General features: G+C 31.4%; 1 pseudogene. It reads right to left on the bottom strand.

Going from position 1 to position 437, the window contains the following annotated elements:
* A pseudogene (locus IU405_RS04150) lies at positions 1-437 on the bottom strand (hypothetical protein); the annotation flags it as partial.

Here is a 437-nt window from a genome sequence, read left to right as displayed (position 1 = left end):
GCAGCAATTCCACTTCCTTGTGAATGTCCAGATACTATAATTTTTGAACTATCAACCCAGCTCTCTTTTAGAAGCAATTCTATGACAGAAATATTTCGCTTAACATAATACTCTGAATAGTTTTTGTTGACATATTCTTTTGGGTATATTTTTTGAGATTTGTGATCATAATATTCCCCTCGATTTGATAAACTATCCTTATGACTTATTAAAGGAATTCCGGGTTTATTAACTATTATAAGATGATAATCATCCTCAACAAACCCTTCTTCAAGAGTTGAATACTTTACTCTCTGTTTGCCATTATGAATGAGTAATGGAACACCTAAGGAACCTTGAACTGAAAAAAAGATTGGTTTTTTCTTATTTTCATCTCCTTTTTTAGACTTCACAAGTACATCAATAGAGTCTCCTTCAATAAAGTATTGAAAGTGTCT

It is taken from the genome of Polaribacter sp. BAL334 (assembly GCF_015767435.1).
GTDB lineage: Bacteria > Bacteroidota > Bacteroidia > Flavobacteriales > Flavobacteriaceae > Polaribacter.
This window is presented reverse-complemented; position numbering and strand designations above follow the sequence as displayed.